Raw genomic sequence first — 9,650 nt, forward strand, 5'->3', positions numbered from 1 at the left:
AAATACTCAACTCACAGCTCCCCCTCCCCCCCCGGATGCAGAAATTTTTCCTTCCCCTGCATCAGTTCCTCCTAATACTCAGGTGAGAATTGACGGTTCAACCAGTATGGTGATGATTAACCAAAACCTCAAACAAGGGTTTGAACGTCAATTTCCTGGTGTTCAGGTGGAAACAGCCGCCAATGGGACGAATAATGGCATTCAAGCGGTTCTGAATGGAGAAGTCGATATTGCAGGGGTATCGCGATCGCTGACTCCTCAAGAAGAAAAACAGGGTTTAAAAGCTTTACCGATCGCTTCTGATCAAATTGCCATTGTTGTCGGTGTGAATAACCCCTACCAAGGCGGACTTACAGATAGTCAAGTTTACGGTATTTTCACCGGACAAATTACCAACTGGTCAGAAGTTGGAGGGCCAAATGCAACCATTCAAGTGATTAACCGTCCTGCGGTTAGCGGGACTCATCAAGCATTTCAGGAGATGATTTTACAGGGTCGGACTTTTGGCACTACACCCAATATTACCACTTTACCCCGAGATGAAACGACGGGAATGCTGCGACAATTGGGCGAAGATGGCATTGGATACGCGACATTTACTCAAGTTGTTAATCAACAAACGGTAAGAACGGTTCCTGTTGAGGGTGTACAACCGGGATCTGTTAGTTATCCTTATCAACGACAGTTGTATTATGTTTATAAACAACCTGCGACTCCGGCTGTACAAGCGATTTTAGGCTATGCGACTTCGCCGGAAGGACAACAGGTGATTTTTCGGGAAAATTAGCCTTGTAGGTTGGGTTGACAAAGGAAACCCAAGAAACCAATGAGTTAAGCTGACCAGTGTTTTCAGTTGTCAGTTATCAGTGTTTACAGTTATCACCTGTTCACTATAATCTGTTAACTGGTAACTGTTAACTGTTTAAAGCCGCCCCTACGGAAAAAAGGGGTAACAGTTTACTGTAAACTGACTGCTGTATTGTGAATTTTAAATTGTGCTATCAATTTAACGAGATGAACACTAAAATTACAATTTCTTTATTTAGCCTTCTGTTGACTGTTGGTTTTCAGGTTCCCAGCCTTGCTGAAACGGTGTTAGAAAAAGTGAACCGGACTGGTGTTTTAACGGTGGGTGTGCGTGAAGATGCGATTCCGTTTAGCTATTCTAACGACAGTAATAACTTTGAGGGTTATTCTGTGGAGTTAATGCAGCTCATTCATCGTCGCCTGGAACAAGAATTAAATAAGCCGATTAAACTAGAGTTTAAACCTGTGACTCTGCAAAATCGCTTTAGTTCGGTAGAAAGTGGTAATATTGATTTGGTGTGTGGAGCGGATAGTATTACAGCTAAACGAGAACAGACGGTTGAATTTTCCATCCCGTTTTTTACAACCGGAATACAGTTGTTAGTTCAACAAGAAGATGCGGAACGTCTAGATCCGACTCAAACCACAGAGGAAGTGTTGGAAGGGTTGACACCGAATGAAGTTTCTATCGCTTTTATTCAAGGAACAACAACAGAGATTGACCTAAAACCGATGTATCCTGAAGCCAGTTGGCAAATCATCGGAAGCCGAACAGAAGGTTTACGACGTCTGAGAAATAATGAGATTGATGCGATCGCCAGTGATGGTATTTTGTTGATTGGAGAAGTCTTAAAGCAAGGGGAAGATATTAAAATGTATCGTTTGATTCCCCAACAACCTCTGAGCTTTGAAAATTACGGTTGTATTTTTCCCCAGAATAACTTAGATTGGAGTAATATTATCAACTCTACGATTACCAGTTCAGAAAATACCGATCTTTGGAATCAATGGTTTAATGCGGAGACGGGACGTTTTCCCTATGAACGTTTTTCGGATACGGCGAATCGTTCTAGTCTAGAGCCGACACAGCTAAGACGAGGGCTTTGGTAAAATCTAGAAATAGAAAAATGCCAGAAAAAATGAAACTGTCTTCAGCTACGAATCACACAGACTCCAGTTAGAGCGGGTAAATATTACAATCTTACGAGAAAACATGAGAAAATCATCTTATGTATGAACTCGAATCAGATGTTCCTTTGGAAACTTGTCTTTTTCATTCTCGGCAGTTTGAGTTTAGGCGCTCTCCCTCTGACTGACCTCAGCGTTAGAATACTGACAGGTATTGACTTAACCCAAGTCGGTACAGGGAATGTGAGTGTGGCGGCAGCCTTCACCCACGCCGGAAAAAAGGCAGGAATTACCGCCGTTTTGGCAGAAATAGCCAAGGGAATTTTACCTGTACTGCTGGCAAAATTCTGGTTTCCTGAGATTCCTGCTTTAGAATTAGTTGGGTTAATTGCCGTCGTCTGGGGTCGATATCTGATCGCCCGAGGCGGAGGTGTGACAAACGCAACCTGGGGAATTCTCGTTTACTCTCCAATTGTGGCATTGAGTTCAGGAATAACAGGGGTGCTGATTTGGCAAATCGGACGTTTAGCTTCTGACTCGACTTCAGCTAGACTCCGGGGCGTGCGTTGGGGCTGTCTGAGTGGGCCGTTTTGGGTGGGATTGTGGCGATTTTCCGGATACCAGTTCGCTGAGTTTTTTCTAGAACTGTTCACTGCCATTGGTTTATCTGTCACTTTAGTTCTAATTAATTTGCGTCAAGGAGATGATTTAGATTTGTATCAACCACAGCGTTTATTCTCTCTATCAGAACCTTTGGATGACCAAGTTTATGGTGAAAAAGCGGCTCGATTGAGTCAACTGAAACGAGCCGGATTTAAAGTGCCTTTGGGTTGGGTTTTACCCGCTTTCAAAGCGAAAGCACAAGCCTCACAACAGCTTTCTAATTTTAGTCTTCCGATTCCGGGTTCTCAACTTCCTTTAATTGTTCGTTCTTCAGCCATTGGAGAAGATAGCGATAACAGTTCAGCCGCCGGACAATATGACTCGATAGGGCCAGTTACAACCGAAGCTGAATTAATCAATGCCATTGATAGATGTTGTCAGTCTTATTGGAGTTCAGAAGCCATTTCCTATCGTCGTCAACGGCGACTTCACGATGAAGGAATTGCCATTTTAATTCAACCTTATATTAGTAGCAAAGTAGCCGGGGTGATGTTTAGCCGTCATCCCCTCGATGGTTCAGCAAAAGTGATCATTGAAGCTTTGCCTGGAGGGGGGGAAGCTGTGGTCGGCGGAAAATTTACACCCCTTCATTTAGAAATCAATTTGAGTACGTTAGATCCGAAAAAAGAAATCTTAAATCTTGTCAAAAATACCTCTCTCCTTCCTGGTAGTATTATAGCAGAATTGGTGGGATTAGCACAAGAGATTGAAACCTTTTATCACGGTTTACCGCAAGATATTGAATGGAGTTGGGATGGTGAACATATTTGGATTTTACAAAGTCGTCCGATTACTAATCTTAGGCCTATTTGGACGCGAACCATTGCGGCAGAAGTGATTCCGGGGGCAATTCCTCCTTTAACTTGGTCAATTAATCGTCCTTTAACTTGTGGCGTTTGGGGCGAAATATTCAAGCTAGTTTTGGGTAAAAAAGCGGCAGAATTAGATTTTAATCAAACAGCAACGTTGTTAGGATCTCATGCTTATTTTAATGCGACACTCCTCGGAACAATATTCCGAATGATGGGATTACCAGAACAGGGGTTAGAGTTCTTATTAAGAGGTCAAAAAATGGGAAAACCTCCCCTCAGTAAACTCTTACCCTCTTTACCCGGATTGTGGCGTTTGGTTCGGCGAGAGTCGCGAATTGTCAAATCATTTAATCAAGATTATCATCAACAGTTTTTACCAGAACTCAAGCAACTAGAAACGGATTTTTATGGCGATTTTGCCTTAAGTTCTCAGTCTCTCAGCCAACTCCTTGAGCGTTCAGAAGGAATTCAAAACTTGCTCAAACGAGTAACTTACTATAATATTTTAGCCCCGATTGGGTTGGCAATTAGAATCAAAATATTTAAAGTTTCAGATGAATGGTTGCCCACCGAAAACAACCCCGAAGTTATGGCGATGTATTCGCTACAACAGTTAGCCCATAAATTTAGAGAAGAAACAACAATTGAGGAAATACTTTCCTTATCCGAGTTGGAAAAACAGTTCAATACAATGTCAACCTTACAGGAAGAATTTACCACTTGGTTAGATACTTACGGTTATTTGAGTGAGGTGGGTACTGATATTGCCGTCTCGACTTGGAAAGAACAGCCAGAAATGTTTCGTAAAACTTTTTTATCAATGGTTCAAAATCCATCGGTAAAAGCTGAAAAATTTAATCTTAAAATCCTCAATCCCTGGCAAAGTTTGCGACTTTCTCAATGTCGGGAACGGGCGATTATAAAAGGTAAAATTGCTGAAGTTTATGGCAAACTTTTAGCACATTTACGATGGACGTTTTTAGCCATTGCGAACCAAGGGATTGCTGCTAATTTATTAGAAAATCAAAGTGATATTTTCTTTTTAGAGTTTGTTGAAATCCAATCCTGGATTCGTCATGGAAAGTCTGATTTGATCAAAGAGAAAATTAAAAATAGACGAGAACAGTTTGAACGGGATAAAACTTATCAAGTTCCAACTTTAGTTTATGGAAATAAGCTTCCGAAAACCGTAAGTTCTACAAATATGGAACAACAAAATTTATCAATTCTGACTGGAATTCCCGCGAGTGTGGGTTGTGTAGAAGGAACGATTCGAGTCTGTCGTAGTATTGGAGATAGTCTGACAAACGGTCGAGAAAAATCGATTTTAGTTGTTCCTTATACAGATGCAGGTTGGGCGCCTTTGTTAATAAATGCTCAAGCGATTATTTCTGAAGTGGGTGGACAACTTTCTCATGGTGCAATTATCGCTCGGGAGTATGGAATTCCAGCCGTGATGAATATTCCGAATGCGATTTCTCGGTTTAAAAATGGTCAACGTGTACGAGTGGATGGTTATCAGGGAACTGTAGAAATTTTAACCGAGGATGGAGTTTGAAAAGACAAGAGTAAGCAAGCACAATAAATGTTATCAATGACTGATTTTAACTTAGAATGATCAAAGATAAATTTAGACTAGAGGAGTGTAAGAAAAACGCCTGTTATGAATCAAAATAACGTTAAAATGACTTCGTTTGATTTTAAAATATTACCCCATAAAAATTTTATTCGGGCAATTTCTGGATTATTTACAGTGGGATTAATTCTCAGTATCCCCTCAACTCCTATTGCGGTTGAACTCACTCCCGCACAACAAGTAACTCCCCTCGAAGGAAAACAAAAAATTATTTTATTGGGAGATAGTATTACCCAAGCAGGCGGAAATTATGGCGGCTATGTATGGCTGATGCAACAATATCTGAATACCCTCTATCCTCAGTCAAAAATTCAACTGATTCAAGCGGGAGTTTCCGGTCAAACTTCAGGAGATTTACAGGTAAGATTTCAACAAGATGTTTTAGAAAAACAGCCGGATTTGGTGACGATTAATGTTGGTGTCAATGATATTATTAAAAGTCTCAAAAATTCCAGTACCGAACAGCAAAACACGCAAAATATAGAAGTTTATCGTCAGAATTTAACGGCAATGGTGCAAGCAGCACAATCGCGAAATATATCCGTTTTGTTATTGTCACCCACTATTATTACTGAAGATTTAAACAGTCGAGAAAATATCCGTTTGCGTGAATATATAGCGGTGATGCGAGAGGTTTCTGCTCAAAATAGATGCAAATTTCTTGACCTAAATCTTCCCTTTCGAGATGTTATTTTAACCTATCAACGTTATGGAGGACAAGCCCAAAATATCTTAACTCGAGATGGGATTCATCCAAATTTAGCAGGTCATCAGATTTTGGCTTATACCATCTTACGCAGTTGGGGAATTCCTGAACAACAAATTCAAAAGTTACAAGTGATCGAGTAATTCACTTTGATGATATTCTGTCGAGCATTTTCTAAAGAAATCCTAGATTTTCAATCAGAATGATCACGGCAATTGCCAATCCCTCAGACAGTCCTTATACTGAAAAATAAAGCCTCACTCAAAAAATATGGAAGTTCAGTTTAAGATTATTCGCCAAACTCAAGACAATAGCCCCCATGTTCAAACTTACAAGCTGGAAGTCGATCCCGGAAATACAATTCTTGACTGTCTCAACCGCATTAAATGGGAAATAGACGGAACATTAGCCTTTCGCAAAAATTGCCGCAATACCATTTGTGGAAGTTGTGGAATGCGAATTAATGGCCGTTCAGCATTAGCTTGTAAAGAAAATATTGGTAGCGAATTGGCTCGTTTAGAAAAAATTGCCGCTTCCAGTTCCGTTGAGAATGCTGCGAACAAAATTCCTGAAATTACCATTGCTCCGATGGGAAATATGCCCGTGATCAAAGATCTTGTGGTGGATATGAAAGGATTTTGGGGAAATCTAGAAAAAGTTGAACCCTATGTTAGCACCCAGAGTCGAGCCATTCCCGAACGAGAATTTTTGCAGACTCCCGAAGAACGAGCCAAACTCAACCAAATGGGGAATTGTATTCTCTGTGGGGCTTGTTATTCTGAATGTAATGCCTTAGAAGTTAATCCCCAATTTGCAGGCCCCCACGCCCTTGCAAAAGCCCAACGGATGCTTGCCGATAACCGTGACGATCGCACTCTGGAGCGCATAGAACAGTACAATCAAGGAACAGAAGGCGTTTGGGGCTGTACTCGCTGCTACAACTGCAATACCGTCTGTCCGATGGAAGTCGCCCCACTGGATCAAATTACCAAAATTAAACACGAAATTCTCGAACGGAAAAATGCAAACGATAGCACCCCCATTCGTCATCGTAAAGTGTTAGTGGATTTGGTGAAACAAGGGGGTTGGGTAGATGAACGCAAGTTTGGTATTTTAGTGATTGGCAACTATCTGCGTGATGTTAAAGCATTGCTCGGTTTAGGACCGTTAGGGTTACGAATGCTCAGTCGAGGTAAGTTTCCCTTGAGCTTTGAACCGTCTGAAGGGACAAAAACCGTGCGATCGCTAATTGAATCTGTTCAACGCTTGGAGCAGCAAAAATGAGTTCTTCCACTCCTCCGACTACAGACTCCAATCCTCCCCCAAACTCAACTCCCTGGGAACCCGCTTTTGGTTGGACTCGCTATGCCGAGCAGATTAATGGTCGCTTTGCTATGCTGGGTTTTGTGATTCTTTTGGGACTGGAGTTTTTCACTGGCCAAGATTTATTCACCTGGTTAGGTTTGCGTTAAGATGCAAGGAAGCAGGAATGAGACGATTGATTACCACTCAATTTCTCATTCCTCATTTTCGATGTTCTACTTGATTGTCAGGTTATACTTGCCCCGTCCTTTATCATCGTAGGAATTAACAATCACCCGATAAGTTCCATCACTGGGCAAAGTTACTGTGATTTGAGAATTGGAATTGCTCTGACTAATATCATCATGTTCTTCGAGCAACTTATTATCCGGTGTGAAGATGGCTAAATAAGTATCAAATTCACTACTATCTAGCGAAATCGTCACTTCTTGTCCCTGTTTGCCCTCGAAGCTGTACTCATCATACAAACTGCTATCAGAGGCTAATACAGAGTCACCCTCACCCAGCTCGCCTTGCTCGTTTAAAATGAAATTAGATGATTCTGGAGCCTCAGTCGGAGCTGGGGTTGGTGAGGGTGAGGGCGTTGGTGAGGGCGTTGGTGAGGGCGTTGGTGAGGGCGTTGGTGAGGGCGTTGGTGAGGGCGTTGGTGAGGGCTTTGGTGAGGGCGTTTCAGGAGCCGGTTCAGGAGCCGGTTCAGGAGCCGGTTCAGGAGCCGGTTCAGGAGCCGGTTCAGGTGAGGGTGTTTCCTGAGCCAAGATATTATCAACCTGAACCCCTTTGATCTCATCAGAATTCGCGTCTGTTGATCCGGCCAGACGAGACTGAACGCTTAAATCAGGACTGAGAGCATGAGCGGGAAAAACGGTCAGTAAACTAGCAATCACTGCCCAAAATTGAATTTGATGCATAAATAACCTCTATGGGACGGAAAATGGAAAGTCAGCCCAACTCAGTTGACGAGTTTGGACATTCACTCAGATCGGAGTGCCGTCTTGATCTCGAACAAGTAGATGTTTATCGAACGGTTAGCAGGTACTGACCTTGACCTGTACTATCATAGGCGTTGACGACGACTCGATAGCGACCTGTCATCGGTAAAGTGAGGGTCAAGACCGCATTTTTCTCGGACTGGTTGGCATCGTCATTTTCTCCCACAAGTTGACCGTTCGGGCTAAACAAAGCTACATAGGGATCAAAATCTGAACTTTCGAGTCGAATGGTCACAGCCTGACCTGCCTCTGCTTCAAAGCTATACTCGTCATACCGACTGCCATCGGAAGGAAGGACGGCATCTGTCCCATCTAAGGTTCCCTGTTCCTCTAAAATTAACCGATTTGAGCGATCAGAGGGATTGAGGTTTTCTGCCGCAATTCGTAGTTTTAATTGATAGTCCCCCGACTCTCCCGCTTCATAGGAATTTGCTAACAAAATATATTCGCCAGTGGCAGGTAGAGTAACAATAATTTTGGCATTCTTACCGCCACCACTATCATCATCTTGTGCCAATTCACTACCATCGGAATTCAGCAAAATTAAGTAAGAATCTAAATCCTGGCTGCTCATTTCGATCGCAATTTGCTGACCGGCTTTTCCCTCAAAAGAATACATATCATAGTAGCTTTTATCAATCGGCAAAATACTATTATTCTGATCGAGGCGACCTCTAACTTCGGGGCCATTCAGGATAATTTTTTTAGCCGATTGACCCGAAAATGCCAACGGTCTTTGAGATTGAGCCACTCGAGGCGCACGTCCTTCTTTGACCGCCTGCAAAAATGAGGGGATTTTATCAACCGAAATGGCAAAACCAATCCCAATATTACCGCCACTACTACCCCGTGTAAAAATTGCCGTATTGACGCCAATTAATTCGCCTTTGCTATTGAGTAACGGTCCGCCTGAATTTCCCGGATTAATCGCCGCATCGGTTTGAATAAGATTGCGTTCTCCATCAATTCGACTAACAATTCCAATCGTAAATGTTCCTTGAAATTGACCAAAGGGATTGCCAATGGCAAAGGCGCGTTGACCCACTTTTACCGAAGCCGGACTGGCAATCGGAATCGTCGGTAAATTGCGAGCATTGCGAATTTTCAGAACCGCTAAATCTAGCCCATCTTCTCCATAGGCGATGACATCAGCTATCATTTCTCGACCATCAGCTAAGGTAACTTTGACCTCTCCACCGTGGGAAACCACATGAGCATTGGTTAAAACCGTACCATCTGGACTGATAATCGTACCACTACCATTGGCTTTTTCCGTGTCTATCGAAACAACAGCCGGACTCGCTTGTTCATAAACCCGAATATTCGTTTCTTCATCCTCACCTTGAGCCAGTAGTCGGTTAGACTTATAATTTACAGAGTTGGAGTTGAAATTGAGTTCATCGGCCGAGGAGCCTAAGTTGATTAGGGTTTTAGAGGAACTTCCATAAGCGACATTTACACTCAACGTTGTTCCCACAGCTAAGATGCCAGATGTTGCTAAACTCAAAAATTTTAGATTCATTGATCACTCCCGCTGAATTGACCACCGATATTAAGTTAGGGGGTGGGTTGGAAAACGGGGCGGG

General features: G+C 42.5%; 8 protein-coding genes. 6 read left to right on the forward strand and 2 right to left on the reverse strand.

Translation table 11 applies throughout. From position 1 onward, the window contains the following. The 6 genes from WN50_RS25005 to WN50_RS25030 all read left to right on the forward strand — a co-directional run. The coding region (locus tag WN50_RS25005; RefSeq protein ID WP_049561137.1) for a phosphate ABC transporter substrate-binding protein at positions 1-787 on the forward strand (787 nt) is incomplete at its 5' end. A gap of 227 nt (positions 788-1,014) precedes the next feature. After that, positions 1,015-1,917, forward strand: a complete 903-nt coding sequence (locus WN50_RS25010) for an amino acid ABC transporter substrate-binding protein (protein ID WP_046278461.1) — start codon at positions 1,015-1,017, stop codon at positions 1,915-1,917. A 123-nt stretch (positions 1,918-2,040) separates the two neighbouring features. Next, a complete protein-coding gene (locus WN50_RS25015; RefSeq protein WP_235441122.1) occupies positions 2,041-4,968 on the forward strand; it encodes a glycerol-3-phosphate acyltransferase in 2,928 nt (975 codons plus the stop codon). A 105-nt stretch (positions 4,969-5,073) separates the two neighbouring features. After that, complete coding sequence (locus WN50_RS25020; RefSeq protein WP_235441123.1) at positions 5,074-5,895, forward strand: SGNH/GDSL hydrolase family protein; 822 nt, start codon at positions 5,074-5,076, stop codon at positions 5,893-5,895. A 127-nt stretch (positions 5,896-6,022) separates the two neighbouring features. Continuing rightward, positions 6,023-7,036 (forward strand): succinate dehydrogenase/fumarate reductase iron-sulfur subunit, encoded by a 1,014-nt coding sequence (locus WN50_RS25025; RefSeq protein WP_046278463.1) that lies wholly within the window; start codon positions 6,023-6,025, stop codon positions 7,034-7,036. Then, the gene (locus WN50_RS25030; protein ID WP_046278464.1) at positions 7,033-7,224 is read left to right on the forward strand and encodes a chlorophyll a-b binding domain-containing protein; all 192 of its coding nucleotides are present in this window, start codon (positions 7,033-7,035) and stop codon (positions 7,222-7,224) included. The genes WN50_RS25025 and WN50_RS25030 overlap by 4 nt, the downstream gene beginning before the upstream one ends. 66 nt (positions 7,225-7,290) lie before the next feature. Here the strand turns inward: WN50_RS25030 and WN50_RS33550 are convergent, their stop codons facing one another. After that, entirely contained in the window at positions 7,291-7,983 is a 693-nt protein-coding gene (locus WN50_RS33550; protein WP_046278465.1) for a PPC domain-containing protein, read from the reverse strand. A 106-nt stretch (positions 7,984-8,089) separates the two neighbouring features. Next, the gene (locus tag WN50_RS25040) at positions 8,090-9,586 is read right to left on the reverse strand and encodes a DVUA0089 family protein (protein ID WP_046278466.1); all 1,497 of its coding nucleotides are present in this window, start codon (positions 9,584-9,586) and stop codon (positions 8,090-8,092) included. Positions 9,587-9,650 lie beyond the last annotated feature (64 nt).

This window comes from Limnoraphis robusta CS-951 (genome assembly GCF_000972705.2).

Coding starts and splice junctions, on each gene's coding strand:
- WN50_RS25010 (WP_046278461.1), top strand. CDS start 1,015: ATGAACACTAAAATTACAATTTCTTTATTTAGCCTTCTGTTGACTGTT.
- WN50_RS25015 (WP_235441122.1), top strand. CDS start 2,041: ATGAACTCGAATCAGATGTTCCTTTGGAAACTTGTCTTTTTCATTCTC.
- WN50_RS25020 (WP_235441123.1), top strand. CDS start 5,074: ATGAATCAAAATAACGTTAAAATGACTTCGTTTGATTTTAAAATATTA.
- WN50_RS25025 (WP_046278463.1), top strand. CDS start 6,023: ATGGAAGTTCAGTTTAAGATTATTCGCCAAACTCAAGACAATAGCCCC.
- WN50_RS25030 (WP_046278464.1), top strand. CDS start 7,033: ATGAGTTCTTCCACTCCTCCGACTACAGACTCCAATCCTCCCCCAAAC.
- WN50_RS33550 (WP_046278465.1), bottom strand. CDS start 7,983: ATGCATCAAATTCAATTTTGGGCAGTGATTGCTAGTTTACTGACCGTT.
- WN50_RS25040 (WP_046278466.1), bottom strand. CDS start 9,586: ATGAATCTAAAATTTTTGAGTTTAGCAACATCTGGCATCTTAGCTGTG.